Below are 24380 nucleotides of genomic sequence, written 5' to 3'. Positions count from 1 at the left end.
GACGAGTTGATGCAGTTACTGGCCCGGTGAACCGCGTTCATAAGCGAGCGCATCCGATTTGACTGGTCCGACAGCTTACGCGGCTTTGATGTTCGGCCGCTAGGAGAAGAAAAAGACTATGGCGACAAAGGAAAAGGAAGAGGTCGAAACCGAACGCGAAGGCGCCACCGATGGCCCTCTGCTCGACCTTTCCGATGATGCTGTCAAGAAGATGATCAAGGCCGCCAAGAAGCGCGGCTATGTCACGATGGACGAGCTGAATTCGGTGCTGCCCTCCGAGGAAGTAACCTCCGAGCAGATCGAGGACACGATGGCGATGCTGTCCGACATGGGCATCAACGTGGTCGAGGACGACGAGCAGGGTGAGGAGCCCGAGGCCGCCGACACCGCGGCCGATGCCGAGGAAGACGCCAACGAGCTGGCCGAGCAGACCGGCACGGCCGTTGCCGCCACCACGACGAAGAAAGAACCGACCGACCGCACCGACGATCCGGTGCGCATGTATCTGCGCGAGATGGGCTCGGTCGAGTTGCTGTCGCGCGAGGGCGAAATCGCCATCGCCAAGCGCATCGAGGCCGGCCGCGAGACGATGATCGCGGGCCTGTGCGAAAGCCCGCTGACCTTCCAGGCTATCATCATCTGGCGTGACGAGCTCAACGAATCGAAGATCCTGCTGCGCGAGATCATCGATCTCGAAGCCACCTATGCCGGACCCGAAGCCAAGCAGGCGCCGGTGGTCGAGCGCATCGAGGAAGCCAAGGTCGAGGACAAGCCGCGCCGTTCGCGCGACGAGGAAGACGACGTCACCAATGTCGCCGCCGATACGCGCGGGCTGGTCGATGACGACGAAGAAGACGAGGACGAAGCGAGCCTTTCGCTGGCGGCCATGGAAGCCGAACTGCGCCCGCAGGTCATGGAGACGCTCGACGTCATCGCCGACACCTACAAGAAGCTGCGCAAGCTGCAGGACCAGCAGGTCGAGAACCGTCTGGCCGCCGCCGGCACGCTGTCGCCCAGCCAGGACCGCAGGCTGAAGGAGCTCAAGGACCAGCTGATCAAGGCGGTGAAGTCGCTGTCGCTCAACACGGCGCGCATCGAGGCGCTGGTCGAGCAGCTCTACGATATCAACAAGCGCCTGGTGCAGAACGAAGGCAAGCTGCTCAGGCTCGCCGAAAGCTACGGCGTGCGCCGCGAGGAGTTCCTGAAGGAATATCAGGGTTCCGAGCTCGACCCGAACTGGACGCGCGCGATCGGCAACCTGACCTCGCGCGGCTGGAAGGAATTCACCAAGAACGAGAAGGACGCGATCAGGGACCTGCGCGCCGAGATCCAGAACCTCGCCACCGAAACGGCGATCTCGATCCTGGAATTCCGCAAGATCGTCAACCAGGTGCAGAAGGGCGAGCGCGAAGCCGCGATCGCCAAGAAGGAAATGGTCGAGGCCAATCTGCGCCTCGTCATCTCCATCGCCAAGAAATACACCAATCGCGGCCTGCAGTTCCTCGACCTGATCCAGGAAGGCAATATCGGCCTGATGAAGGCGGTCGACAAATTCGAATACCGCCGCGGCTACAAGTTCTCGACCTACGCGACATGGTGGATCAGGCAGGCGATCACCCGTTCGATCGCCGATCAGGCACGCACCATCCGCATCCCGGTGCACATGATCGAGACGATCAACAAGATCGTGCGCACCTCGCGCCAGATGCTGCACGAGATCGGCCGCGAGCCGACGCCGGAAGAACTGGCCGAAAAGCTCGCCATGCCGCTCGAAAAAGTGCGCAAGGTGCTGAAGATCGCCAAGGAGCCGATCTCGCTCGAAACGCCGGTCGGCGACGAGGAGGATTCGCATCTGGGCGATTTCATCGAGGACAAGATGGCGATCCTGCCGATCGACGCGGCGATCCAGGCCAATCTGCGCGAAACCACCACGCGCGTGCTGGCCTCGCTGACGCCGCGCGAGGAACGTGTGCTCCGCATGCGCTTCGGCATCGGCATGAACACCGACCATACGCTGGAAGAAGTCGGCCAGCAGTTCTCGGTCACGCGCGAGCGCATCCGCCAGATCGAGGCCAAGGCACTGCGCAAGCTCAAGCACCCGAGCCGCAGCCGCAAGCTGCGCAGCTTCCTGGACAGCTAAGACCTGCCGAGATCAAAGAGTTCAAGGGCGCCACTGGCGCCCTTTTTCGTTCCGGGGCGTGCTCTTGCGGCTCGCACCCTTCGGGAGGATAATTCGGCGTCGGATGCATTTTTTGGGCGACAACCCGGATGCCCGCCCCGGCGAAGCCGCCGTGCTCCGTGGCCCCGGAGGGAGGTGTGCCATGACAAGTTACATCGTGCTGATGAACTGGACCGAGCAGGGCGCCAGAAACGTTCGCGATTCGCCGAAGCGGCTCGACGCCGCCAGGAAGCAGCTGGGAGACATGGGCGGATCGTTCAAGGCGTTCTACCTGACCATGGGCGAATACGACATGGTGGCGGTGGTCGAAGCCCCCGACGACGCTGTCCTGGCGCGTTTCTCGTTGATGCTGGCGGCGGCCGGCAATGTCAGGACGCGGACACTGAAGGCCTTTCCCGAATTAGCCTACCGCGAGATCATCACCTCGCTCGGATAGGCTCTGTGGTGAAAGGGCCGGAACCGGCTGGTCCGAGGGTAGTCTCGTTCGCACGCAACCGATCGAGCGACGTCTTGACGGCGCCCGATCGTTTGTGGTCCTTCAGGTTGCGTTACCAAACAAATGCCGAGACTATGCTGACCGTCTGGTACAACACGCGCTGTCCGGTTTGCGATGCAGGCATCAGCAGGCAGAAGCGGCGGCTGATCGAAGCGGTCAAGGCCGGACGGATCGAATTCCGCGACATCAATTTCGAACCGGCAGCGCTTGCCGCATACGGCGCGTCCCTCGAGGATATCCGCCGCCGGCTGCACGCCACCGACGCTGGTGGCCAACTGCTGGTCGGCGCCGATGTGGCGATCGCCGTGTGGAAGGTCACGCCGAGCGAGGGCTGGCTGGCGACTTTGTTCGGCAATCCCCTCGTCTTGCCGCTGACACGCTTTGCCTATGATCGTTTCGCCGATCTGCTCTATGCCTGGAACCGGCGCAAGGGGCGCTGGTAGCGGTTCGTCATTAATGACCAGAAGTGCAAAGTCCGGAGGACATCTCCGGATCTTTTTCGTGCGAGCTATCGGCTGGCCGGCTCGCAGAGCGAAAGCAAGCCTCTGGCGTCGCATTCAGATACATCGTAAGATATATCTTGACTCTATCGATTGGCTTGCCTACTTAAGATATATCGTAAGATACAACTCATGGAGCAATCAATGCACAAGCACAATCATTTCGGCGAGCGCATGTTCATGCACATGGCCGGCAAATTCGGCGGACGTGGCGGAGGGTTCGGCCCGTTCGGGTACGGTGGTCGTGGCGGTGGACGCGGCGGCCCCGGCGACATGTTCCGCGCCGGCCGCATGCTGGCCGACGGCGACCTCAAGCTGATCACGCTGTCGCTGCTGGCCGAGGCACCGCGCCACGGCTACGACATCATCAAGGCGCTGGAGGAACGCACCAGCGGCATCTACAGCCCGAGCCCGGGTGTGGTCTACCCGACCCTGACCTTCCTGGAAGAGGCCGGCTACGTCGTCTCCGCCGCCGACGGCAACAAGAAGGTGTTCTCGATCACCGAGGCGGGCCAGGCGCATCTTGCCGACAACCGCGAGATGATCGACAGCGTGCTCGACCATCTCGAGCGTTTCGGCCGCAAGATGGCCAAGGCGCGCGACTGGTTCGGCTGGAACGACGAGAGCGACGAGCGCGGCCGTCGTGGCGGTCGTGGTGGCCGTTCGGAAGCACGCGACGAGTTCCGTGCCGTGCGCCACCGGCTGCGCGCGGCTCTCGGCGACTTCGTCGATGCCCCGGCCGACAAGCAGGCCGAGGCGATCGCCATCCTCGAAGCTACAGCCGAGGCGCTGGAAGCGCTGTCGCACAAGTAAGGTCTGCCGGCACGGCCGGACGCAGCCCTTGCCCGCTGGGGCAAGGACCGATAGTGAAATTCATCCCGCGCCACGCTACATGGTGTGGGATGAATGCTGTTGGAGGAAGCCCGATGTCTTTTCTGAAGCGTCTTTTCGGCGGTGGTGGCGGCAATGAAGCGGCCGAACCAAAAAACGCGGCACCAGCCAAGCAGGTCGAGCACAAGGGTTTTCTGATCAGCGCCACGCCCTACAAGGCGGACGGCCAGTACCAGACCTGCGGCGTCGTCTCCAAGGAGGTCGACGGTGTGCTGAAGGAACACAAATTCATCCGCGCCGACCGCTTCGCCGGGCTCGACGATGCCGTCGACATCTCGATCAAGAAGGGCATTCAATTGGTCGACGAGCAGGGCGAGCGGATTTTCGGATAGGGACGGGATTGGTCGTGGCGACAAACGTCAGCCCCCGCAGGAGGCGGAAATCCGCCACCAGTTTCTCGAATGACGGCAGTAGGCGGCAAGCAGAGAGTCTCGACAATTGAGCGTAGCATTCGCCAAGGAGGAAAGTGCTGAGGCAGCATCGGAAACGATCCTGCCGGCTCGCCCTGTCTCCGATCGGATCAACCTCGTCACGGAGGCGGGCCTCAAGATGCTGCAGGATGAATTGGCTGGCGCTCAGCAGGCTCTCGAGGCCGCCAGCATGCTGGAGGATGTCAATGAGAGGCGACGGCAGTCGGCGGTTCCGGTTCGAGATATGCGCTATTATGCCGAGCGCGTCCGTACAGCTCAACTTATGTCGGTGCCCACGTCCAATGAAGTGATCGCCTTCGGGCACACGGTCACTTTCAAGCGTGATGATGGCCGCATCCAGACCTTCCGCATCGTCGGCGAGGATGAGGCAAACCCGTCTCAAGCTTCGATTTCGCATGGTTCTCCGGTTGGCATCGCGCTGACCGGCAAAACCGTTGGCGACTTTGTCCAACTGGGGCCGCGCGAACTTGAGATCCTGTCCATTTCCTAGTTGGGCATCGGGTATGGCGCACGACCAGTGCGAGTGCCTGGAACCAATGACGGGTGAGACTGTTCAATTGTAACTTCGACAAAACGCTGACGAGCCCAGCCGTTGGGCAAGCGGCCACCTTGAGGAGTTCCTATCATGATTTCGTCCAGAATTCGTTCACTCGCGGTTGCCGTCATCGCGGCAGGGGCAGTCAGCGTTTCCGGCGCCGCGCATGCCGACAGCGGCACGATCCGCTTTGCCGTCTACAAGGCGGCCTTCTTCGTGGGTGGATCCGGAGGCGAGGGCACGCTGACCTTCCATGGTCGTCGCTACCCCATCTCGGTCGCCGGCGTCTCGGGCGGCCTCGCCTTCGGGGTCTCCAAGACGTATTTCCAAGGCACCGTGCGCCATATCAGGCGCGCCCGGGATGTGACAGGCGTATACGGGGCGGCGGGCGGTGGCGGCACGCTCGGCAAAGGGGCTCAGGTGATCGTCATGACCAATGACAAGGGCGCCCAGCTCGAACTGTCAGGCAAGCAGGTAGGCCTGCAGGTCAACGCCGATCTCAGCGGTATGTCCATCACGGTGAAGTAAGAGGTTCGTCAGTCCTTAAAATGGACCTTGCTGCGGCGGCGCCGCGTGCCCTCCGGCTCAAACGCCTGCAATCGCACCGGACAGGCCAGGCTCATGGCGCGCCTGGCCTGTCCGGTCGGAACTCGATCCGGCCGAAGACTAAGCCGGCTGCAACTCTCTGCGCGGCAGCGGCGGGAAGGCGATGGCGATGCCGACCGCACCAAGCCCGACGAGGGCCGAGCCGATGAACAGCCAGGAATAGTTGGCGTAGGCATCGAACACCATGCCGCCGGCCAGAGGTCCGAGCGCCATGCCGAGGCTGGACAGCATGGTGGCGGCGCCGAACACGGTGCCGAGGATGTGTTGGCCAAAGTATTCGCGCGCCAGCACCGCGTAGAGCGGCATGACGCCGCCATAGGTGGCGCCGAAGATGACTGCCAGCATATAGAACTGCTCGAGCCGGCTGATCGAAAGATAGGCGGCGATGACGATCGCCTGGATCGCCAGGCCAGCGATCAGTACCGGCTTGACGCCCAGGCGATCGGCAAGCACGCCGTAGAAAAGCCGCCCGCCGAGGCCGGCAAGGCCCTCGACACTGTAGATCGAAACGGCCGCCATTGGGGCGACGCCGCATAGCATGGCATAGCTGACCATGTGGAAGATTGGCCCGGAATGCGCGGCGCAGCAGGCGAAGAAGGTCAGCCCCAGCACGATGAATTGCGGCGAACGCAGCGCCTGGCCGACCGTCAGGCCGGCACCATCGGCAGCCGGCGCGGAACCAGTGTCAGCGACGGCTGGCTTCGGTGGCTGGCGGACCAGCAGCACGGCCGGCAACAGCAGCACCCAAGCTGTGATGCCGATGTCGAACATGGCAGTGCGCCAGTCATAGGCCGAGATCAGCCAGCGGGCGAAGGGCGAGATCGTCATCGGCGCCACGCCCATGCCGGCCGAGACCAGCGAGACCGCAAGGCTGCGGTTGGTGTCGAACCAGCCGGTGGTCAATGCGATCATCGGCGCAAAGAAGGCGCTGGCGGCGAGGCCGACCAGCACGCCATAGGTGATCTGGAAGGTGAGGAGCGAGTCGGCGCGGCTGGCCAGCACCAGCGCTAGCCCGAGCAGTACCGCCCCGATCGTCACGACGATGCGGGCCCCAAAACGGTCCGACAGGGCGCCCCAGGCGAAGCCGCCAAGGCCCATCACCAGGAAGTTGAGCGTCATGGCGCTCGAAATGCCGGCGCGCGACCAGTTGGTGTCGATCGCCATCGGCTCAAGGAAGATCGCCAGCGAAAACATCGTTCCGATGGCGACACAGGACATCAGCGCGCCAGCGGCGACGATGACCCAACGATAGGAAAGGCTCATTCAAATCTCCCATGCCAGAGGGCAGCGCTGCACGCTGCTTGCATCCGAAGGACGCTGGCATCGAGGCCGATCCTACAATCCGGTTGCATTTTTTATCCAGTCTGAACGGCGCTGTTTTTCGGTGGTCCTTTTTTGGACGCACGTCATTATCCTGAAACCGTTTCGCACTTTTGGGCGACATGCGTCAGATCGGCAGTTCCGACGTGTATTTGATCGTCTGGCTGGGAACGTCCGTCTTGACGTTCTGCACGCCCTTGATGCGGCTCAGATGCTCCGACTGGAAGCGGCGGTAGTCATCGATGCCGGCCGCCACCACGCGCACCATGGCATCGCAGTCGCCGAGCATCAGATAGCACTCCATCACCTGCGGCAGCTTGGCGACTTCGGTGGCGAAATGCTCGATCGTGTCCTCGTCCTGTGCCTTCAGCCAGATCCGGGTGAAGAAGGTCAGGCCCTTGCCGATGCTGGCCGGGTTGAGCACTGCCACATAGCGGTCGATGATGCCGGCTTCCTCCAGCAGCTTCACGCGCCGTAGGCAAGGTGAAGGCGAAAGCCCGACCTCATTGGCCAGATCGTTGTTGGCCATGCGGCCGTCGCGTTGCAGCGCCCGCAGGATCCGTCTGTCGATCTCGTCAAGTTTCATGGCGTTCGATTCCATTTATACGGTGATTGGTGACACCAAATGCCAAAATTCCATGAAACACAACAATCTTTGCAACCAAATTGCGGGCCGATATCGGTATGTTTGCCGCGACATCAGTTGATTTCAAACGCAGGGAAGCGGCGGCCGCGAGGCCAGTCGATGGATAACCATGAGTTTTACACAGGCAGTCGAGACGGCGGGCGATGGCTCCGGATCCGAATTCCGGCGTGGCGTGGCGTCATGCGCGCCTGTCCTGTTCGGCACCATCCCCTACGCGCTGGTGCTTGGCGCACAGGCCACGCAGAGAGGCTTGAGCGTTGTCGAACTGTCGGCAATGACGGGACTGAATTTTGCCGGCGGTTCGGAATTCGCGGCGATCCAGTTGTGGACGTCGCCGCCGCACATCGTGCTCATCGTCGCCATCACCTTCCTCGTCAACAGCCGTCATTTGCTGATGGGGGCGGCGCTGGCGCCGTTCCTGCGCTCCCTGCCCAGGCGCAAGGTCTTTCCGGCGCTGTTCTTGATGTGCGACGAGAGTTGGGCACTCGGGCTCGCCGACGCCAGGCAGCGCAGGGCTGCCGGCATCACGCCGGCCTTCAGCCCGCGCTACTACATGGGCGCGGCATTGGCGATGTATCTCACCTGGGTGGCCTTCACCACGCTGGGTGCCTTGCTCGGCCCGATGCTCGGCGACGTCGGGACCTACGGTTTCGACATGGCGTTCCCGGCCGTCTTCCTGGTGCTGATGCGCGGCATGTGGACGGGCGTGGCGGCCGCGCGGCCCTGGCTGGTCAGCCTCGTCGTCGCGGCGATGTTCTATCTCTTCATCCCGGGCGCCTGGTATGTCGCCGCCGGTGCGGTGTCGGGGCTGGTCGCGGCCTGGCTGATGGCAGGTGATGTATGATCGACGCAACGACCGTGCTTACCATCGTGCTGATGGCCGGCGTTACCTACCTGACGCGGATCGGCGGCTATGTCTTGCTGCGCAACCGCACGCTCAGTGCCCGCGCCACGGCGGTGATGGAGGCAGCGCCCGGTTGCGTGCTGATCTCGGTCATCGCGCCTGCCTTCGTGTCGCGGAATCCGGCCGACCTTCTGGCGCTGGCGATCACTTTGATCGCGGCGACGCGGCTGTCCATGCTGCCGACCGTTCTGATCGGGGTCGCTTCGGCGGGGCTGTTGCGGTATCTGATTGGCTAGAACGAAAAAAGGCAGGCGCGCCGCGCCTGCCTTTCTCAGTCCAGATGATCGGTGTGGCTTACGCCGCAGCGGCGACATCGCGGCTGGCGGCCACCACGGCGTCGACCTTTGCGGTCGCCTTGGCGAGCGCTGATGCCACCGCGTCAGGCCCCATGCTGACGCCTTCGATGCGAATGACGTCGACATCGGTCATGCCGAGGAAGCCGAGCACGCCGCGCAGGTAGGGAATGGCGTGATCGAACTGCACGGCAGCACCTTCCGAATAGATGCCGCCGGAAGCCAGCACGATATAGACCTTCTTGCCGGTGACGAGGCCCTTGGGGCCGTTCTCGCCATAAGCAAAGCTCTTGCCGGAGCGGGCGATGTGATCGACCCAGGACTTCAGCGTCGAGGAGATGTTGAAATTGATGAAGCCGGTGGCGAGGATCACCGTATCCGCTGCGAACAGCTCGTCCAGCACCACATCGGAAACGCCGACCACCTCGGCTTGACGCTCAGAGCGGGCTTCGGCCGGCGTATAGATGCCGGTCGCATAGTCGGCATCGATGTGCGGCAGCGGGTTGGCGACGAGATCACGCACCACGAGCGTGTTGGACGGATCGGCGGCAAGCAGTTTCTCGGCGAATTCGGTGGCGATGCGGGTCGAGTGCGAAGCAGCGCCACGCGGGCTTGAGGTGACAAGAAGAATGGACATGTTGGCTCTCCAGCGGGTTGTGATGATTTGTCCCGGCACATATGGGGCTACCAACCCATTCGATAAACGGGTATAATTTCTATACGATCCATCCATAAAGTAGATATAGCGATGCAGCCCAACCCGACGCTCGACCAACTTCAGATACTGGTGACGGTCGCCGAAACCGGCAGCTTCTCGGCGGCCGGCCGTAAGCTCAACCGATCGCAATCCGTCATCAGCTACGGCATTGCCAATCTTGAGGCGCAGCTCGGCCTGAAGCTGTTCGAGCGCGAGGGGACGCGCGAGCCGCAGCTGACCGATATCGGGCGGGCGATGCTGGAAGATGCGCGTCGTATGATCGGCGTGCTGCAGCGCATGCGCTCGCGCGTCGACAGCCATCATCAGGGACTTGAGGCTGAAATTGCGCTGTCGGTCGATGCGGCGCTGCCCTCACCGGTGCTGGTTCGAGTGCTGAAGGCATTCGAGGCACAGTTTCCGACGGTGATGTTACGCGTGCACATCGGTACGCTTGGCTTGATCCCCGATCATGTCGTCAGCGGGCAGGCCGACCTTGGCATTGGTGGCCTGCTGGGCGAGGTCGATGTGCATCTTGTGCGTATCGGCTTCATGTCGATCGTGCTGGCAGCCGCGCCCACTCATCCGCTGGCCTTGCTGCCAAAACCGGTGGCGATCGAGGATGCGCGCGAACACACTCAGCTGGTCGTCACCGACCAGTCGGAGCGCACCAAAGGACGTGACTTTGGCGTCTACGCCTACCGCACCTGGCGGCTGACGGACATGCGCACCAAGCATACGCTGATGCGCGAGGGGTTGGGCTGGGGCGGGCTGCCGCGCTGGCTGATCGCCGATGATATGGCGAGCGGCCGGCTGGTCGAAATCGATCTCGAGTCCTTCAGGGAGGTGAGTTCTCCCTTGTTTGCCATGCACCGCAACGATCGCAGCCCGAAGCCGGCAGCGGCCTGGCTGATCGACCAATTCAAACGCCAGCTCGGCTGCTTCAACGAGTTCGAACCGGGCGAGGTGCCTGAAGACGGGCCGGAGACAGCCCATCGATCAGCGCCATGAGCACGGCGTGATAATCCTGCGCTGATGCGCCGGCCTCGATGGCGAGCGCGGCGCGGTCGAAGGCAGCGGCAAAGAGCGCCGTCAGCGCCTCCGCCGGCAATCTCGTCATTGTCTGCGCCCGCATTGCCGCAACCAGACCTTCGCGCAGCGAGCGGTTGCCGTGACGGTTGTCGATCTCGTCCATGGCGGCGCGGCCAAGCACGGCCGGCCCATCGAGCAACAGCAGCCGTGTGCGGCCGGGCGCACGCATGGCGGCGAGATAGGCACCCGAACCGGCAATCAGCGCGTCGCGCGCATTGAGCGAAGGCGGCGAGGCGTGCTCGATCTCCTCGGCGACAGCTGCCGCCTCCTGCTCGACCACGGCGGCAAATAGCGCCTGCTTGTCGGTGAAATGGTGATAGAGCGCGCCGCGCGTGACGCCGGCGGCGGCGACAATCTCGGGCGTGCCGGTCTCGGCATAGGACTTTTCGGTGAACAGCTTTCGCGCAGCGGCAATCAGATCGGCGCGCGTCGCCTCGGTGCGGTCGCGGTTGGAACGGCGCGCGGAGTACTGTTGCATACATGCAGCCTGTATGTTAATTCAATCTACATGCAGACTGTATGTTAATAGACGGGAGAAGGAAAGATGAAGACCACGAGCTATTATCCGGTGCTGATGACCGGCGACGTCGCCGGCACAACGGCTTTTTATGTCGATCATTTCGGCTTCCAGCCGCTGTTTGAAAGCGACTGGTACGTGCATCTGCAATCGGTGGAGAGCAAACGTGTCAATCTCGGCATTGTCCAAGGCGACCACGAGACGATCCCCGAGGAGGGGCGGGGCTGCACATCGGGCCTGTTGATCAATTTCGAGGTCCGCGACCCGGACGCGGTCTATGAGCGGATCCTTGCTGCCGGCCTGCCGATCCTGCGCTCTCTGCGCGACGAACCCTTCGGCCAGCGCCATTTCATCACCAAGGATCCCAATGGCGTACTGATCGACGTCATCAAGCCGATTGCGCCGAGTGAGGAATTTCTGGCGCAGTATGCGGAAGGGGCGGCGGCAGCGTGAGCGCCAGCCCTAGCCAGCCCTTGCCACCGGTGTCACCGTCAACTGGCTGACGCCGGTGCGGCGCACGACGGTGCACAGCGTTTCGCGGCCGATGCGATCGGCGTCGAGCATACGCACCAAATCGTCGACCCCGGTGACCGGGCGGCCATCGATGGCGGCGATGATGTCGCCTTCCTTGAAGCCCGCTTTTGCCGCCGGGCCGTTTTTCTCGACGCTGCGCAGCCGGACCGCCGTCTTGCTCGACACTTGCGACAGAAGCGCGGCGCGGCGTGGCAGAATGGTGGTGTCGGCCGAGACGCCGATGAAGGCGCGGCGCACGCGGCCGAAACGAATGATCTCCGAAATGACGAAGTTGGCGGTGTTGGAAGCGACCGCGAAGGCGATGCCTTGCGCGCCATGGATCATGGCGGTGTTGACGCCGATAACCTCGCCGGCCGAAGAAACCAGCGGTCCGCCGGAATTGCCGGGGTTGAGTGCCGCATCGGTCTGGATGACATCGTCGATCAGCCGGCCGGTGGAAGCGCGCATCGAGCGCCCCAGCGCCGAGACAACGCCGGAGGTGACGGTCCACTCGAAGCCCAGGGGGTTGCCGATGGCAATGGCGATCTGGCCGCGCCGCAGCCGTTTGGAATCACCCAGCGGCGCGATATCGGCAAAGCTGCCGTCGGCGCGCACCAGCGCGATGTCGGTGTCCGGGTCGCGGCCGAGCACGTGGCCTTCTCGCGAGGCGCCGTCCGGCATCGAGACGCGCACCGTTCTTGCGTCGCCCACGACGTGAAAATTGGTGACGACCAGCCCGTCCTGCGCGATGACGAAGCCCGAGCCATGGCCGCCCTGACCGCTGATGCGCTCGATGCGGCAGACGGCAGGGCCGATGCGGTCGACCGCGTCGGCAACCGTCGTCGAATAGGCGTCGAGCAGCGTGCCGTCGGCTAATCTGTCGTCAGTTTCGAATTTCGGGGCGAGGAGGGCCATCGGCGGGGTTCCATGTTGTCGGGCGCAAGGGCGATTTTTTCCTGCGCGTGCCGTTGTCCCAAAACCGCTGAGCACTTTTGAGCGACACGCACTATATGTGCGGAGCGGCTGGACCGGCCGCGACCTGACCAGATGGCCAGTCAAACCGCCAACTAGCCGTCAGGCGAGTACCTTCGGGCGCGCTGTCGAGCGATATCTGGGGCATGAGAAAACCCAGGAGACCAATATGAGCGATTTCAATATGAGTGCGTTTTCGGAAGCCATCGCCGATCTCGCCGCCAAGGCGGCACCGGCAACGGCAAGTTTCGCCACGCATCAGCATCGGACGGCAAGCGCCTTCCACTGGCGTGACGGCTACTTCGTCACCGCCGAAGAGGCTGTCGAGGCAGGCGAGGAGATCGAGCTGGTGTTGGCCTCGGGTGAGACGGTTAAGGCCGAGCTCGTCGGCCGCGATCCTTCGACCGGCGTTGCCCTGTTGAAGCCGGCTGCTGCCGTCAACGCAGCGCCCTTGGCCAAGGCCGGTGCGGTTCGGCCCGGCAATGTCGCCATCGCCATCGGCAACAGTGACGGTTCCGCTCTGGCCGTGTCGGGCTCGGTCGGCGAGGTCGGTCCGGCCTGGCGCTCGATGCGCGGCGGCAGCATCGACCGGCGCATCAATCTTGCGGTCGGTGTCGGCGGCCGCTTCGAGGGTGGCCCGGTGCTCGACGCCAAGGGCGCACTGATCGGCATGCTCTTGTTCGGACCGCGTCACCGGGCGCTGGTGATGCCTTACGAGACGATCGAGCGAGCGGTCGCGACGCTGCGCGAAAAGGGTCATGTCGCGCGCGGCTATCTCGGCGCCGGTCTGCATCCGGTGCGCGACCGCGACGCGCATGGCGCGATGGTGATGAGCCTCGACGAGGATGGCCCGGCCAAGGCTGCCGGCCTCTCTCTTGGCGATATCATCGTAGCGTGGAACGGCGAGGCCGTGCATGGTCCGCGCGACCTGATCCGCAGGCTCGGGCCCGACAGCGCCGGCGCTTCGGTGACGCTCGGCGTCGTACGCGGCGGCGAACAGCGCGATGTCGCGCTGACCGTCGGCGAAAAGCCGCTTTCCTGAGAGGAGTGATGGACACGCTCACCAGCGACCGGATCATGACTGACGGTGCCGTCTCGCGGCGGCTGGTGGTGCTGATTGCGCTTGGTGACGCGTCGCGCGCCGAGCGCCTGGCTGCCTCGCTTGCCGCGAGCGAAGACCTGCTGCCGGTCGTGGCCGGTGATGGCAAAGCCGATGTCGCCATAGTCGACGACAGGAGCGGCGACGCCGTGCCGGTGTCCACGCCACGGGTGCTGCTGTCGGGACGCGCCAATGGCGGGCGACCCGCTGGCGAAATATTGGCCGTCATGCCTGCGGACGCGGACGATTTGTTGATCGCTGCCGCGGCGCGACTGGCAGCGGCCGGCTATCGCGTATCGGGCGACGGCAGAAGCGGGCGCCTTGAGGACTTCCATCCGGGCGACGGCGAGCCGTTCGAGGATGAAGCCTCCGACGAGCATGCGATCCGCCCAACACTGTCGCCGCGCGAGGCGGAAGTATTGGCGCTGCTGGCCGAGGGAGCGCCCAACAAAGTTATCGCACGACGGCTGAACATTTCCGTGCACACGGCGAAGTTTCATGTCGCCGCGATCCTGATCAAGCTTGGCGCCGTCAACCGCACAGATGCCATCGCCATCGCGATGCGGCAGGGGCTGGTGCTGGTTTAATTGTACATCACACCGCTTCGATGTCGGTTAGCCGGAAATCATCACCCTTGAACAGCAGCGGCATGGCTTCGAGACGCGCCGTGGCGTAGGCGATGCAGTCGCCAAAATTCAGCGCGGCCGGATGCCGGCCCTTGCCGTAGCGCAGGAAGGCCTGGCGTGCGACCGCGGCATGGTCGGCGGTAAAGGCAACGGTCTCGATCGAGGCGGTGCGCAGGAAGTCGTCTAGGCGATCAAGGATTTCATCCTGCCTGCCGCCAGCGAGCACCATCGTCGTTTCAAGAAACGTTGGCGCCGCCAACAGCCGCCTTTTGGCCTGTGCGATCGCCAACACGAAACGCTCGTAACCAGGCTCGGCGCGCAGGATAGCAACCAGGGCCGAGGAATCGATGATCATTTCGTCGGGATCCCGAACTCGTCGTAACCGAGGATTTCGTCGTCGGTCATCGCATTTTCGCGTTTGGGGATTTTTCCGGCACTGTCGGAGATAGCCATCAACCGCTGAAACAGGTCGCTGGTTTCATCGCGCGGCACCAATCGCTCGCGCGCAACTTCGCGCTCGAGACTCTGGCGGATGGCCTCGGTCACCGACACGCGGCGGCGGCGAGCGAGTTCGCGCGCCATTTGCTCGACTTCCATGTTCTTAATCGACAGTGCCATGCTATATTCTACCTTTCTGTATAGAATATATACATCGAACGCTCAGCAATTCCAATAGGTTTGGACCGTAGGCCGCAGCGTCACCATGGCATCCCGCCGCAAGCTCTTGTATCCGTGACCGCCACAGGCAAGGATTGCGCAAGGAAAAATACGCAGGCGGAGGAAAAATGTCGCTCAAGGGAAGGACGCTGTTCATCTCCGGCGGGTCGCGTGGCATCGGGCTGGCGATCGCGCTGCGTGCCGCGCGTGACGGCGCCAATGTGACGATCGCCGCCAAGACCGCCGAGCCGCATCCCAAGCTGCCGGGCACGATCTACACGGCGGCTGAAGAGATCGAGCGGGCCGGAGGCAAGGCGCTGCCTGTGCTGTGCGATATCCGTGAAGAGGCGCAGGTTGCCGACGCGGTCGCCAGAACCGTCGAAAAGTTCGGCGGCATCGACATCTGCGTCAACAATGCCAGCGCCATCCAGCTCACCGGCACGTTGGAAACCGACATGAAACGCTATGACCTGATGCATCAGATCAACACGCGCGGTACCTTCCTCGTGTCCAAAATGTGCATTCCACACCTGAGGTTAGCCAGCAATCCTCATATCCTGAATCTGGCGCCGCCGCTCGACATGAAGGCCAAATGGTTCAAGAACCACGTCGCCTACACGATGGCCAAGTTCGGCATGTCGATGTGCACGCTGGGGATGAGCGCCGAATTCGCCAGGGACGGCATTGCGGTCAATTCGCTGTGGCCGATCTCGACCATCGACACGGCGGCGGTGCGCAATCTGCTCGGCGGCGCGACAGTGGCGGCGATGAGCCGTTTGCCCGACATCATTGCCGATGCCGCGCATGCCATCTTCATGCGGCCGGCGCGCGAGACCACGGGCAATTTCTACATCGATGAAGAGGTGCTGCGCGCCGAGGGCGTCAGCGATTTCTCGGTCTATTCACCTGACGCGAACGGGCCTCTGGCCGGCGACTTTTTTGTGCCGGACGAGGTGTTTGCTAATTCGAGCACGGAGATAAGAGGGATCTATTAGAGTAATTCCAGGAAAAGTGTGAAAACGGTTTTCCCGGGAGAAGCGCATAGCGCTTTCCCTTGGGAATTGCGTCAAAACAAGAATTAGAGCAGTTTTCCGGAGAACTCAGAAGCGTGGAGCCACAAGCGCGTCGATTGACGAGCTGTCAGCTGATCCGTGATGGCGTGTCCATGGGCTGAGCGAGCGCCGCCTGGTTCCGGTCGGCGCTGCGGGCTGCGGAGCCGTATTTAGGTCAGGTCGCTCCGGTTTGCAATTTGCATGACAAAACCCCGCCGGAGAGGGTCCGGCGGGGCTCAATACGTCCCGCTGGAGTCGGGACGGGGCAGGGAACGCCCAATCCTGAATCTGGGGTAGGTGCGCCTTCTATTCAATGAGCCCGGTTGCATACCGGAACATTTCTTGAACTTGGGACGTCGATCCATCCCCGGTGAAGCCGGGGATGGATGCTTCTCGTGCCGATTCCACAAACCAGGTCATGGCATTGAAATCATGGCTTAATTGTTGCTGGCGACAGGCGCCACCAGCGGGGTGATACGGCGGATCGCAACGCGTCGGTTCTCGCGGTTGGGTCCCGCCGTGTTGACCTTCAGATACTCCTCGCCATAGCCCTGTGTCGTCAGGTTTTCCGGCGGAATGCCGAACGCGTTGGTCAGCGCCTGCGCCACCGCTTCCGCGCGGCGATCGGACAGAGCCAGGTTTGCCTCCGGCGTGCCCACCGCGTCGGTGTGGCCTTCGATCAGGAAGGTCTCGGCCGGGTTCTTCTTCAACAGTTTCTCCATGGCGGTGGCGACGCCCTCGAGCTTCTGCACCTCGGTGTCGGAGATCGAGGCCGAACCGAAATCGAAGTTGAGCGTATCGAGATCGACGCGCCGTGCGATGTCGCGCACACGGGCCGAGCGCTTGACCTCGTCGATTGAGTAGAGGCGTTGCACCCGTTCCACCGGCGGCTGTTCGAGGAAGGTGTAGTAGTCGTCCGGATCCTCTACATTCTCGGAGTCCAGTATGTACTCCTCGCGCGGAATGGTGAGCCGCATCGGCGGCAGGTCGTCGCCCGGATCGCGCCAGTCGCCCTCATCCTCATACTGGCTCTCGTCGACATAGCTCAGCACATACTCGTGCCCATCCGGAGCGATTCGCGAACGCTGGATGATGTCGCCGTAGCGGTTGCGGATGGTGATGATCCGGACACCGTTGTCACGCTCGACAATTTCCCGGGTGCGATCGCCCGACAGGTCCTCATAATACACGTTCCTGGCGCCGCGATGCATACGTGGAGCGTCACTGCTTTCCACGATCGTCTGGTTGTTGAACTGGAGGATGACGCGGTCGCCGAGTTCCCTGACGACGTCGACGCCTTGCGGACGCCGGCGGTCGCGGACGTTCTCATCGGGTGCGCGCTCGACGCGTTTGCCCTTTTCCTCCGTCACGGGAGCGATCTTTTCAGGCTGGATTGCCTGCTGGGCCGCCCTGTCGTCGGTGGGTGGTGGTCCCTGGTCGACCGGAGCAGGCTTTGGAGCCTGCGCCTGCTGACCATTCTGCTGGGTGGGCTGGTTGGCCTGCTCACTCGCATTCTCGCCTCCCTGCCGGCCATTCTTGCCCTTGCGCTTGCGCAGGACATCCTTCTGGCTGTCTAGGATGGGGGCTGCATTCTTGTCGGCCGGGGCCTCAGTCTGGGTCGCATTTTCACCTTGGGCCGGCTGTTCACCTGGGGCCGGCTGTTTGCCAGTCACCGGCTGCCGGCCATTGGCGGGTTGTTCGGCCGTCGACGGTTGTTCTCCGGTGGCCGGCTGCTCTGCCGTTGCCGGCTGTTCGCCGACAGGCTTCTTGCCGCGCTTCTTCTTTTCCTGAGGCTGTTTGCCCTCGGCCGGCGCCGCCTGTTGCTCGGGCTGAAGCGGCTCGGCCTGCGGAACCGGCTCGCCGGCGGGCGCTTGCTTCCTGGCTGGCGCCTGTTCGGCGGGTGCGGCTTCGATCTGCTGGTCCTGCTTGTGCTTCTTGCGCAGGGGCTGTGGATTGTTGTCGTTTGCCGGGGCGGCCTGCTGTGCAGGCTGTTCAGCCGGCGCCTGCTCCGTCTGCTGCTGCTGGTCGCGCTTCTTCCTGCGCGGCTGTGGTTGCTCGGCCGGAGCGGCCTGTTCGGCAGGCGCCTGCTGGGTCTGCTGCTGCTGATCGCGCTTCTTCCTACGCGGCTGCTGTTCTTCGGCCGGAACGGCCTGTTCGGCCGGCGCCTGCTGGATCTGCTGCTGCTGATCGCGCCTCTTTCTGCGCGGCTGCTGTTCCTCGGCTGGAGCGGCCTGTTCGGTCGGCGCCTGCTGGATCTGCTGCTGCTGATCGCGCTTCTTCCTGCGTGGCTGCTGCTCCTCGGCGGGCTGCTCGCGCTGGGCAGGCGCTGCCTGCTGTTCAGGCTCGGGCCTCTTGCGCTCGGGCTTTTGTTTCGGCTCCGCCTGCTGCTTCTTTGCGCAGGCTTCTGCTGATTCGCCCTCGGCGCAGGCTGCTTGCGCCAAATTGAATGGGACCGACGTGCGCTGGGTAGGGCCGAACGCGGCACTTTCCTGAAGCGGGAACGCGCCCAAAGGCGTGGATGCCATCAGCAGGCCAAGTGCGGTACCGGCCAGAATCCGTGGTTGGCGTTTCATCGAAAACTCTCCTTATGGGGTCCCATCCTTGCCGAAACCTATCTTGCGCCGATTGGTTCCGGTTTGGCGTGAATAGAGGCCGCGCAGGGCGATTGGCCGCCCTTTTTAAGGCAACTTCGTGTCTTTCACCCGCCGCCGGCGCATTCCTCCCGTTGCCATGCTTGACCTTGCCGGCGGCTGGGGCCACATGCCGGGGATGGAAACGCCATTCTGGAAAACCAAATCCCTGGAGGCGATGAGCCCGACCGAGTGGGAATCGCTCTGCGACGGCTGCGGCAAATGCTGCCTGTCGAAGCTTGAGGATGAGGATTCTGGTGAGATTTACTGGACCAGCGTCGGCTGCTGGCTGTTCGACGCCCAGACCTGTCGCTGTTCGGACTACGCCAACCGGCTGGCACGCGTCCCCGACTGCGTCGGGCTGACGCCACAGAATGTCCGCACCATCAGCTGGCTGCCCAGCACTTGCGCATACCGGCTGGTGGCCGAGGGCCACGATCTCTACTGGTGGCACCGGCTGGTGTCGGGCAGCGCCGAGACCGTGCATGAAGCCGGCATGTCGATGCGCGGCCGGGTCAAGGCGAGCGAAACCGATCTCGCCGAGCCGGAAGACTATTTTGATTACATGCTCGACGAGGAGCCGTAAGGCTCGCGCTGGGACGACGAGCCAGAGGCTCGCGCTGGGACGACGAACCACAGGGTTCGCGCCGGGGACGCCTGACCCTCAGCCAATCGGTTGGATCGGAAACAGGCGGCGTTCCTATCGTTCACCGGGATGGGGACGAATGGTCGGCAATTTCCTTTTTCCCGCCACATGAACCAGAGATGAACGTCAGGTTCGCAAAGAGTTCAGACAGGCCAGTGCATTCTCCCTCCATCGGTTCACGAGGACGGGCGAAAGCCCGCAATAAAGGAGAGAAGACAATGTTCACCACCATCAAGACGGCAGCCCTTTCGGCTCTGGTCGGTCTCGGCACGCTGACGGCTATTCCCGCTCATGCCGACAGCCTCTATCTTGGCTTCGGCAACAACAACGACCCGCGTTTCGGCGTCTATACCGGCGACGACGGCTATCGCTATCGCCATGATGAACGCCGCGGCGACTGGCGTGATGAACGCCGCGGCGGCTGGCATCGTGGCTGTTCGCCGGACCGCGCCCTCGACAAGGCCGAACGCATGGGCCTCTACCGTGCCCGCATCGTCGACGTCAGCCGTCGTACGGTGAAGGTGATGGGCCGCCAGGACGGCGACCGCGTCGTGGTCGTGTTCGCCAACGAGCGCGGTTGCCCGGTTATCTACCGCTAAGGCTGAGGCCGGACTCGTCCGTACTCATAGAAGCATGATCTTCTGCGTGGATGAGCCTGCTGCGACTATCAACCTGAGAACATGATCTTCTGCGAAGATCAGGCGGCATGATCCTCTGCGAGGATCAGCCGGGATACGACCTTCTGCGAAGGTCGGTCTGGACTAACGGGCCCCCTTTCCGCCGGAAGGGTGTGGCTCGAAAAACCCCGCGGGGGCGATCCCGCGGGGTTTTTCATGCGCGTTGGTGGCTGGTGGTCGGATCCGTGGCTGGACAAGCCTCAGCCATGGATCGTCAGAGCCCGCTTACTTCAGTTCGAAGGTGACGGTGACCTGCACATTGTAGGAATTCTCGCCGGCCTGCACCGGAGCCGCGGCACCCGCGGCGTCGAAGGCCTTGGCGTTGATCGGCATCGGCGTCGGCGCGATGTTCTGGTCGGTGATCTCGAGTACCTTGCCGAGGCTGACGCCGGCGGCCCCGGCCAGCGTCTTGGCCTTGGCCATCGCATTGGCGACCGCCTTCTTGCGCGCTTCGGTGACTGTTGCCGCCGGGTTGTCATTGGTGAAGGCGATGCCGCCGCCCTGGTTGACGCCAAGCGACACCGCCTTGTCGAGGATCTCGCCGGTCTTGTCGACATCGCGCACCCGCACCGAAAGCGTGTTGGTCACCTGATAGGCGACCAGTTCGGCCTCTTGGCTGCCGTCCGGCTTGTTGGTGTAATTGTAACGCGGATTGATCTGGATGCCTGCGGTCTGCAGGTCGCGGTCGTTGATGCCGGCCGACTTCATCGCCGCGATCACGGCGGCCATGGCGTCATTGTTGGCGTCGAGCGCGGCGCGCGCGGTCTTGGCCTCTCGCATGACACTCAGCGTCAGGACCGCCAGATCGGGGGCTACGGTTGCCTCGCCTTCGCCTGACACGATGATGCGGGGCGGCGTCGGCAAATCGGTGGCTCCAGCCATCGCCGGAAAAGCGATTGCAGCGGTGAGCGCGAGAGGCAAAAGGTGTCTGGTCATGAAAATCTCCTTGGTCTGCGATCTGCTCGCAAAGGTTGCGTAGAGCGCGATTATGGGTTGATTTGGGCGATCTGCGGAAGCCCGTCGGGAAAGCCTTGTGCGGCGACAGGAAAAACATTAATCCAGCCGGCGTGGGGCCTGTAGCTCAATGGTTAGAGCCGGCGGCTCATAACCGCTTGGTTGGGGGTTCGAGTCCCTCCGGGCCCACCATTCAGTCCGCCACCACCACTATGAACTCCGGCTCAGAACCCCAACTTTCCGGCTTATCGTCAGAAGCAATGGCGGGTGATGCGGCCCCCATTCTCGCTTTGCCAGCGGAGCGTTCCCTGCCTGGCCGGCCTGGCGACCGGACATCCGCGCCTTGTCGGGCAGGGTCGGCTCATCGGGACATCAGATTTGTGGATGCTCTCCGAAGACCGGGCTTGAACGATTAATCTCGCGCCAACAGTTTCTCCAGATGCCCAGTTGTTTCGCTGCTTTTTTCCAGGAGCCAAGAGCGGAATGCGGCAACTTGCGTCCGGCGAACGGCGCTTTCGCGGAAAGCCGCGTAATATGCATGCTCTGTCCATGCCCCCTGGGATATTGCAAACGGCAAAGAGATTATCCCGCTCTCCAACTGGCTCTGAACCAGAGCTAGGCCACAGATCAGCATCCCGGCATCGGAAAATACCGCCTCAAGTGCTTGGAGGACATGGGCATAGCGGATGCCCCGTTCCGCAGCAGTCTTCCTGTAGCCGTGTGCGCTGATCCACTCCGGCCAGCCGATGGCGACAGGGTCTGTCCGGTAGCAATTGAGATGGAGCAGGGGAAATCCCTCAAGACGTTCCGCTGCGTCCAAACTCGACACACGCTTGGTATTTTCTGGCGATGCGACGGGAAGCAGATAGTCTCGAAATAGCATCTCCTCGCCGTACCCTCCGCGTGGCTCGCCGAACCAGACCTCGCAATCGGCCTGTCCCAGTCGCAGAGGCACGTCGCCCACGCCGTTGACGCAGAATAGGATGTTCGGGTTCGCTGCTTTGAATTCCGAGAGCCGTGTTTTCAGCCACAGCTCGGCCCAATCTGTGTTCGCCAGGACATGGATTTCGAGCCCTCTCTGGAAATCAAGAAGGTGCGCGGCCGTTTCCAATTCCCTGAACGCTGCCGCAATGTGCGGGAGAGCAGCTGAAAGTTCCGGCGTCAAGCGAATGCCGGACCTTGCGCGCACAAGAAGGTCGAAGCCGAGATGCTCTTCTAGCGTCTTGATCCTTTGCCCGACGGCCGCCGTTGTAATCCCCAGCAGCTTTCCCGCCGCCGTCAAAGAGCCGGTCCGCATGGCAAGCTCCAGTGCCTGCAGCGATTTGAGATGCGTCGGAATCATCCACCGTTGGTAAAGGTTAGCTTTAGACTCGTAAAGAACATTTGGATTGCTTTAGCGCGCCCTTGGAGGACAATGACCTGGCGGTAATTCGCGGAGGAGTTTTAAAGATGTCGCAGATGAAACGGTTTGTCATCGAACGAGACATTCCCGGTATCGGTGCAATGTCGCTTGTGGAGCTTTGCGGCGCAGCTCGTGCCTCCAACCAAGCCATCGACAAGGTCGGTCCTGGAATCCAATGGCAACACAGCTACGTGGCCGCGGACAAGACGTTTTGTGTCTACCTGGCCAAGGATGAAGCGGCAATCCGCAGGCACTCGGAGCTGAGTGGGATCCCGATTGCGGCCATCACCGAGATCACACAAGTCATCGATCCACTTACCGCCAACAACTGAACTGATCGCTTCGCCCGAGTCTCGACTTTGACACCGGGATTAAATTCCATTTGTACCGATACAGACTGCTCGTCCGGTAAAAAACAACTGATCGGTCCATCTTTTCTCATCGGTAGGTCGGTCCCCACGGGGAGGACGCCTTCATGCAGGAGATTGCACGTCGAGAATTCATTGCCAACGGAACCACCGAGGTCCAGAGCTACACGGTCAAAGTGCTGCCAATAGTTAGCTTCGTCATGTCAATCGGTGTGCTGGTTCTACCTAACGCAGATCATCATCGATCAAGGCGGCGTGCGTCTTTACAGCAAAAACGGCCGTGACTGGACCACGAAATACTGGCCCATCGCGCTGGCTGTCGAGCTGCCATGCCGGGCTGCCATTATCGACGGCGAGGTCATGGTGCCAGGCGAGCAGGGCGCTCCCGATTGCCCTGCGCTGGAAGCCGCGATCTGGAACGAACCGAGCCGGCTGGTGTTCGTCGCGTTCGACATCCTCCATCTCGACGGTCGCAATCTAGGCTCCTTGCCGCTGCTGGCACGCAAGCAGGCGCTGTGGCAACTGGTTGAGCATGGCCTCGGCAAGCTCCAGTACAGCGAGTATTTCGAGGGCAGTGCGCTAGCGATTTTCCGCGTCATCGAAAAAATGGGGCTCGAAAGCATTATCTCGAAGCGCGCCGATAGCCGCTACAGGAGCGGACCCTCGAATACATGGCTGAAGGCAAATTGCTTCGAGGCACCCGATTTCTAAGTGACCGAAGCGAGGCGGCCGCAATAGGTCAGCGTCGCATCCATGTCGGCAGCAGGAACCGAACCGGACATCTTCGAAGTCCTGACGCATCTGCCTTACTCAACGATCTCGTCGAGAGATCTCGTAGTAACGCTTAAGAAGGGTGCGTCTCGGCCGGCTTCATCGCCCCAGTCTTGACCGCGAGGCTGCGGCTCGCCGCAACAGCGCCACGATCCGCTCCGCTCGCTGCATCATTTCGTAGCCGGTGAGTTGATACCGAGCGACAGAAATTCGCTGGGCGGCTATGGCCACCATTTCACCGACTTCGCCTATGCCCCCGCTCCAGCTTGTCGATTACGTCATCGAGCGCCGGCAACCAGGAGCCGATCAGATTGGCGTTGTAGCTTGTCCGGAAGAAGCGTTCGGTGCCGCGAAACAGGCAGGCGCTGTGGTCGTGCCAGCCCAGTCCCTTGCCGGTGCGGAAGGCCTGCCGCACCTTCTCCCCGTCGAGCCACAGCGCCAAGACGACCTCGAACGCACCGGCTATGAAGGCGGGGCTGTCCTCGTTGACGAAGACCTGCTCCTGCTCGGGGCTGAGGTAGAAGCTGTCGCCCGCCTCGTCATATTCGACATAGCCGGCCACCGTCTGCGCCGACAGCCGTCGCGGACCAACCGCTCCTGCGCCCGGCCGATTCGGTACTCCGCCGATAGACGCGACCGCCGCTTGGACATCGACACTGAACAGCGGTGATAAGCTTTCGGGTGGGAGCGGGGGATCGGTCGCCTCAGGGCGCCCGCGACATCGCGATGAGCGTCACGTCGCGGTGGTTCACGGGTGTGACCATGGCGAGCACGCGTTCCGAACGCATGGCCAAGTGGAACGATTCTCCGGATAGAGGAGCTGATGTTTCCGCAGCGTTCGCCGCCAATCCAGCGTGGACAGGGCAGGCGGCGTCTTTGCCTGCCGATCCAGTGGTGGCAGGAGGTGGA

At 62.6% G+C, this 24380-nt stretch carries 29 protein-coding genes, 1 tRNA gene and 1 pseudogene; 20 read left to right on the top strand and 11 right to left on the bottom strand.

Annotated elements, in window-relative coordinates:
* Positions 1 to 118: 118 nt before the first annotated feature.
* The 7 genes from rpoD (at position 119) to NKH57_RS00180 (ending at position 5560) form a co-directional block, all read left to right on the top strand.
* A complete protein-coding gene (gene rpoD / locus NKH57_RS00210; RefSeq protein ID WP_023761835.1) occupies positions 119 to 2140 on the top strand; it encodes an RNA polymerase sigma factor RpoD in 2022 nt (673 codons plus the stop codon).
* 181 nt (positions 2141 to 2321) lie between these two features.
* Positions 2322 to 2615, top strand: coding sequence for a GYD domain-containing protein (locus tag NKH57_RS00205; RefSeq protein ID WP_023761834.1), 294 nt, complete (start codon positions 2322 to 2324; stop codon positions 2613 to 2615).
* A gap of 134 nt (positions 2616 to 2749) precedes the next feature.
* Positions 2750 to 3118: a thiol-disulfide oxidoreductase DCC family protein gene (locus NKH57_RS00200; RefSeq protein WP_352941019.1), complete on the top strand. Its 369-nt coding sequence runs from the start codon at positions 2750 to 2752 to the stop codon at positions 3116 to 3118.
* A 201-nt stretch (positions 3119 to 3319) separates the two neighbouring features.
* Positions 3320 to 3988, top strand: a complete 669-nt coding sequence (locus tag NKH57_RS00195; RefSeq protein ID WP_352940771.1) for a PadR family transcriptional regulator — start codon at positions 3320 to 3322, stop codon at positions 3986 to 3988.
* A gap of 113 nt (positions 3989 to 4101) precedes the next feature.
* The gene (locus NKH57_RS00190; protein ID WP_023761831.1) at positions 4102 to 4398 is read left to right on the top strand and encodes an HlyU family transcriptional regulator; all 297 of its coding nucleotides are present in this window, start codon (positions 4102 to 4104) and stop codon (positions 4396 to 4398) included.
* A gap of 106 nt (positions 4399 to 4504) precedes the next feature.
* Positions 4505 to 4987, top strand: a complete 483-nt coding sequence (greA, locus tag NKH57_RS00185) for a transcription elongation factor GreA (RefSeq protein ID WP_352607912.1) — start codon at positions 4505 to 4507, stop codon at positions 4985 to 4987.
* Positions 4988 to 5119: 132 nt separating this feature from the next.
* The gene (locus NKH57_RS00180) at positions 5120 to 5560 is read left to right on the top strand and encodes a lipid-binding SYLF domain-containing protein (protein ID WP_023761829.1); all 441 of its coding nucleotides are present in this window, start codon (positions 5120 to 5122) and stop codon (positions 5558 to 5560) included.
* Positions 5561 to 5698: 138 nt separating this feature from the next.
* Here the strand turns inward: NKH57_RS00180 and NKH57_RS00175 are convergent, their stop codons facing one another.
* Complete coding sequence (locus tag NKH57_RS00175; RefSeq protein WP_352940768.1) at positions 5699 to 6901, bottom strand: MFS transporter; 1203 nt, start codon at positions 6899 to 6901, stop codon at positions 5699 to 5701.
* Positions 6902 to 7085: 184 nt separating this feature from the next.
* A complete protein-coding gene (locus tag NKH57_RS00170) occupies positions 7086 to 7544 on the bottom strand; it encodes an Lrp/AsnC family transcriptional regulator (protein WP_023761827.1) in 459 nt (152 codons plus the stop codon).
* A 169-nt stretch (positions 7545 to 7713) separates the two neighbouring features.
* Between NKH57_RS00170 and NKH57_RS00165 the strand changes: the two genes are divergently transcribed.
* Both NKH57_RS00165 and NKH57_RS00160 read left to right on the top strand, forming a co-directional pair.
* Entirely contained in the window at positions 7714 to 8448 is a 735-nt protein-coding gene (locus NKH57_RS00165) for an AzlC family ABC transporter permease (RefSeq protein ID WP_352940765.1), read from the top strand.
* Complete coding sequence (locus NKH57_RS00160) at positions 8445 to 8744, top strand: AzlD family protein (protein WP_352940763.1); 300 nt, start codon at positions 8445 to 8447, stop codon at positions 8742 to 8744. The genes NKH57_RS00165 and NKH57_RS00160 overlap by 4 nt, the downstream gene beginning before the upstream one ends.
* Positions 8745 to 8802: 58 nt before the next feature.
* On the opposite strand, the gene NKH57_RS00155 is transcribed toward NKH57_RS00160, so the two are convergent.
* Positions 8803 to 9438: an FMN-dependent NADH-azoreductase gene (locus NKH57_RS00155; protein WP_352940761.1), complete on the bottom strand. Its 636-nt coding sequence runs from the start codon at positions 9436 to 9438 to the stop codon at positions 8803 to 8805.
* Between the two features lie 111 nt (positions 9439 to 9549).
* Between NKH57_RS00155 and NKH57_RS00150 the strand changes: the two genes are divergently transcribed.
* On the top strand, positions 9550 to 10506 hold the full coding sequence (locus tag NKH57_RS00150) for a LysR family transcriptional regulator (RefSeq protein ID WP_352940759.1): 957 nt from the start codon (positions 9550 to 9552) through the stop codon (positions 10504 to 10506).
* Here the strand turns inward: NKH57_RS00150 and NKH57_RS00145 are convergent.
* Positions 10439 to 11065 (bottom strand): TetR/AcrR family transcriptional regulator, encoded by a 627-nt coding sequence (locus NKH57_RS00145; RefSeq protein ID WP_352940757.1) that lies wholly within the window; start codon positions 11063 to 11065, stop codon positions 10439 to 10441. The genes NKH57_RS00150 and NKH57_RS00145 overlap by 68 nt on opposite strands.
* Before the next feature lie 66 nt (positions 11066 to 11131).
* Here NKH57_RS00145 and NKH57_RS00140 point away from each other — a divergent pair, with 66 nt between their 5' ends.
* Positions 11132 to 11557, top strand: coding sequence for a VOC family protein (locus tag NKH57_RS00140; RefSeq protein WP_352940755.1), 426 nt, complete (start codon positions 11132 to 11134; stop codon positions 11555 to 11557).
* Positions 11558 to 11566: 9 nt separating this feature from the next.
* Here the strand turns inward: NKH57_RS00140 and NKH57_RS00135 are convergent, their stop codons facing one another.
* Positions 11567 to 12532 carry a S1C family serine protease gene (locus tag NKH57_RS00135; RefSeq protein WP_352940753.1) on the bottom strand — a complete coding sequence of 322 codons (966 nt, stop codon included), beginning with the start codon at positions 12530 to 12532 and terminating at the stop codon, positions 11567 to 11569.
* A 226-nt stretch (positions 12533 to 12758) separates the two neighbouring features.
* Between NKH57_RS00135 and NKH57_RS00130 the strand changes: the two genes are divergently transcribed.
* Together NKH57_RS00130 and NKH57_RS00125 are read left to right on the top strand one after the other, a co-directional pair.
* Positions 12759 to 13631 (top strand): S1C family serine protease, encoded by an 873-nt coding sequence (locus NKH57_RS00130; RefSeq protein WP_352940751.1) that lies wholly within the window; start codon positions 12759 to 12761, stop codon positions 13629 to 13631.
* A gap of 8 nt (positions 13632 to 13639) precedes the next feature.
* On the top strand, positions 13640 to 14275 hold the full coding sequence (locus NKH57_RS00125) for a helix-turn-helix transcriptional regulator (protein ID WP_352940749.1): 636 nt from the start codon (positions 13640 to 13642) through the stop codon (positions 14273 to 14275).
* A gap of 7 nt (positions 14276 to 14282) precedes the next feature.
* On the opposite strand, the gene NKH57_RS00120 is transcribed toward NKH57_RS00125, so the two are convergent.
* Both NKH57_RS00120 and NKH57_RS00115 read right to left on the bottom strand, forming a co-directional pair.
* Positions 14283 to 14669: a type II toxin-antitoxin system VapC family toxin gene (locus NKH57_RS00120; RefSeq protein ID WP_352607930.1), complete on the bottom strand. Its 387-nt coding sequence runs from the start codon at positions 14667 to 14669 to the stop codon at positions 14283 to 14285.
* Entirely contained in the window at positions 14666 to 14932 is a 267-nt protein-coding gene (locus tag NKH57_RS00115) for a type II toxin-antitoxin system VapB family antitoxin (RefSeq protein ID WP_352607932.1), read from the bottom strand. The genes NKH57_RS00120 and NKH57_RS00115 overlap by 4 nt, the downstream gene beginning before the upstream one ends.
* Before the next feature lie 167 nt (positions 14933 to 15099).
* Here NKH57_RS00115 and NKH57_RS00110 point away from each other — a divergent pair, with 167 nt between their 5' ends.
* Positions 15100 to 15966 carry an SDR family oxidoreductase gene (locus tag NKH57_RS00110; protein ID WP_352940746.1) on the top strand — a complete coding sequence of 289 codons (867 nt, stop codon included), beginning with the start codon at positions 15100 to 15102 and terminating at the stop codon, positions 15964 to 15966.
* Between the two features lie 494 nt (positions 15967 to 16460).
* Here NKH57_RS00110 and NKH57_RS00105 read toward each other — a convergent pair whose 3' ends face one another.
* On the bottom strand, positions 16461 to 17696 hold the full coding sequence (locus NKH57_RS00105) for an OmpA family protein (protein WP_023761814.1): 1236 nt from the start codon (positions 17694 to 17696) through the stop codon (positions 16461 to 16463).
* On the opposite strand from NKH57_RS00105, the gene NKH57_RS00100 reads away from it, so the two are divergent.
* From NKH57_RS00100 to NKH57_RS00090, 3 genes are all read left to right on the top strand, one after another.
* The gene (locus tag NKH57_RS00100; protein WP_352940744.1) at positions 17655 to 18434 is read left to right on the top strand and encodes a hypothetical protein; all 780 of its coding nucleotides are present in this window, start codon (positions 17655 to 17657) and stop codon (positions 18432 to 18434) included. The two genes, NKH57_RS00105 and NKH57_RS00100, sit on opposite strands and share 42 nt — an antisense overlap.
* 358 nt (positions 18435 to 18792) lie before the next feature.
* Entirely contained in the window at positions 18793 to 19239 is a 447-nt protein-coding gene (locus tag NKH57_RS00095; protein WP_352941016.1) for a YcgN family cysteine cluster protein, read from the top strand.
* Between the two features lie 278 nt (positions 19240 to 19517).
* A complete protein-coding gene (locus NKH57_RS00090) occupies positions 19518 to 19898 on the top strand; it encodes a hypothetical protein (RefSeq protein WP_352607940.1) in 381 nt (126 codons plus the stop codon).
* Between the two features lie 303 nt (positions 19899 to 20201).
* On the opposite strand, the gene NKH57_RS00085 is transcribed toward NKH57_RS00090, so the two are convergent.
* Positions 20202 to 20912: an SIMPL domain-containing protein gene (locus NKH57_RS00085; protein WP_352940741.1), complete on the bottom strand. Its 711-nt coding sequence runs from the start codon at positions 20910 to 20912 to the stop codon at positions 20202 to 20204.
* Between the two features lie 134 nt (positions 20913 to 21046).
* On the opposite strand from NKH57_RS00085, the gene NKH57_RS00080 reads away from it, so the two are divergent.
* Positions 21047 to 21122: transfer RNA gene (locus NKH57_RS00080), tRNA-Ile, on the top strand.
* 220 nt (positions 21123 to 21342) lie between these two features.
* Here NKH57_RS00080 and NKH57_RS00075 read toward each other — a convergent pair.
* Complete coding sequence (locus NKH57_RS00075) at positions 21343 to 22272, bottom strand: LysR family transcriptional regulator (protein WP_352837465.1); 930 nt, start codon at positions 22270 to 22272, stop codon at positions 21343 to 21345.
* 107 nt (positions 22273 to 22379) lie between these two features.
* Between NKH57_RS00075 and NKH57_RS00070 the strand changes: the two genes are divergently transcribed.
* Together NKH57_RS00070 and NKH57_RS00065 are read left to right on the top strand one after the other, a co-directional pair.
* Positions 22380 to 22664: a DUF4242 domain-containing protein gene (locus tag NKH57_RS00070; protein ID WP_352940739.1), complete on the top strand. Its 285-nt coding sequence runs from the start codon at positions 22380 to 22382 to the stop codon at positions 22662 to 22664.
* 246 nt (positions 22665 to 22910) lie between these two features.
* Positions 22911 to 23411: an ATP-dependent DNA ligase gene (locus NKH57_RS00065; RefSeq protein WP_352940737.1), complete on the top strand. Its 501-nt coding sequence runs from the start codon at positions 22911 to 22913 to the stop codon at positions 23409 to 23411.
* Positions 23412 to 23724: 313 nt separating this feature from the next.
* Here the strand turns inward: NKH57_RS00065 and NKH57_RS00060 are convergent.
* Positions 23725 to 24048, bottom strand: a pseudogene (locus NKH57_RS00060) (SAM-dependent methyltransferase); the annotation flags it as partial.
* Positions 24049 to 24380: the final 332 nt, after the last annotated feature.

The organism is Mesorhizobium sp. M1050 (assembly GCF_040318715.1).
In the GTDB taxonomy this organism is placed as follows: Bacteria; Pseudomonadota; Alphaproteobacteria; order Rhizobiales; family Rhizobiaceae; genus Mesorhizobium.
Note: the sequence above shows the minus strand (reverse complement) of the source record. Positions and strands in the feature narration are given on the sequence as shown.

Excerpts from the sequence above, each read along its gene's own strand:
- rpoD (WP_023761835.1), top strand. The coding sequence starts at position 119 with ATGGCGACAAAGGAAAAGGAAGAGGTCGAAACCGAACGCGAAGGCGCC.
- NKH57_RS00205 (WP_023761834.1), top strand. The coding sequence starts at position 2,322 with ATGACAAGTTACATCGTGCTGATGAACTGGACCGAGCAGGGCGCCAGA.
- NKH57_RS00200 (WP_352941019.1), top strand. The coding sequence starts at position 2,750 with ATGCTGACCGTCTGGTACAACACGCGCTGTCCGGTTTGCGATGCAGGC.
- NKH57_RS00195 (WP_352940771.1), top strand. The coding sequence starts at position 3,320 with ATGCACAAGCACAATCATTTCGGCGAGCGCATGTTCATGCACATGGCC.
- NKH57_RS00190 (WP_023761831.1), top strand. The coding sequence starts at position 4,102 with ATGTCTTTTCTGAAGCGTCTTTTCGGCGGTGGTGGCGGCAATGAAGCG.
- NKH57_RS00175 (WP_352940768.1), bottom strand. The coding sequence starts at position 6,901 with ATGAGCCTTTCCTATCGTTGGGTCATCGTCGCCGCTGGCGCGCTGATG.
- NKH57_RS00170 (WP_023761827.1), bottom strand. The coding sequence starts at position 7,544 with ATGAAACTTGACGAGATCGACAGACGGATCCTGCGGGCGCTGCAACGC.
- NKH57_RS00165 (WP_352940765.1), top strand. The coding sequence starts at position 7,714 with ATGAGTTTTACACAGGCAGTCGAGACGGCGGGCGATGGCTCCGGATCC.
- NKH57_RS00160 (WP_352940763.1), top strand. The coding sequence starts at position 8,445 with ATGATCGACGCAACGACCGTGCTTACCATCGTGCTGATGGCCGGCGTT.
- NKH57_RS00155 (WP_352940761.1), bottom strand. The coding sequence starts at position 9,438 with ATGTCCATTCTTCTTGTCACCTCAAGCCCGCGTGGCGCTGCTTCGCAC.
- NKH57_RS00150 (WP_352940759.1), top strand. The coding sequence starts at position 9,550 with ATGCAGCCCAACCCGACGCTCGACCAACTTCAGATACTGGTGACGGTC.
- NKH57_RS00145 (WP_352940757.1), bottom strand. The coding sequence starts at position 11,065 with ATGCAACAGTACTCCGCGCGCCGTTCCAACCGCGACCGCACCGAGGCG.
- NKH57_RS00140 (WP_352940755.1), top strand. The coding sequence starts at position 11,132 with ATGAAGACCACGAGCTATTATCCGGTGCTGATGACCGGCGACGTCGCC.
- NKH57_RS00135 (WP_352940753.1), bottom strand. The coding sequence starts at position 12,532 with ATGGCCCTCCTCGCCCCGAAATTCGAAACTGACGACAGATTAGCCGAC.
- NKH57_RS00130 (WP_352940751.1), top strand. The coding sequence starts at position 12,759 with ATGAGCGATTTCAATATGAGTGCGTTTTCGGAAGCCATCGCCGATCTC.
- NKH57_RS00125 (WP_352940749.1), top strand. The coding sequence starts at position 13,640 with ATGGACACGCTCACCAGCGACCGGATCATGACTGACGGTGCCGTCTCG.
- NKH57_RS00120 (WP_352607930.1), bottom strand. The coding sequence starts at position 14,669 with ATGATCATCGATTCCTCGGCCCTGGTTGCTATCCTGCGCGCCGAGCCT.
- NKH57_RS00115 (WP_352607932.1), bottom strand. The coding sequence starts at position 14,932 with ATGGCACTGTCGATTAAGAACATGGAAGTCGAGCAAATGGCGCGCGAA.
- NKH57_RS00110 (WP_352940746.1), top strand. The coding sequence starts at position 15,100 with ATGTCGCTCAAGGGAAGGACGCTGTTCATCTCCGGCGGGTCGCGTGGC.
- NKH57_RS00095 (WP_352941016.1), top strand. The coding sequence starts at position 18,793 with ATGGAAACGCCATTCTGGAAAACCAAATCCCTGGAGGCGATGAGCCCG.
- NKH57_RS00090 (WP_352607940.1), top strand. The coding sequence starts at position 19,518 with ATGTTCACCACCATCAAGACGGCAGCCCTTTCGGCTCTGGTCGGTCTC.
- NKH57_RS00085 (WP_352940741.1), bottom strand. The coding sequence starts at position 20,912 with ATGACCAGACACCTTTTGCCTCTCGCGCTCACCGCTGCAATCGCTTTT.
- NKH57_RS00075 (WP_352837465.1), bottom strand. The coding sequence starts at position 22,272 with ATGATTCCGACGCATCTCAAATCGCTGCAGGCACTGGAGCTTGCCATG.
- NKH57_RS00070 (WP_352940739.1), top strand. The coding sequence starts at position 22,380 with ATGTCGCAGATGAAACGGTTTGTCATCGAACGAGACATTCCCGGTATC.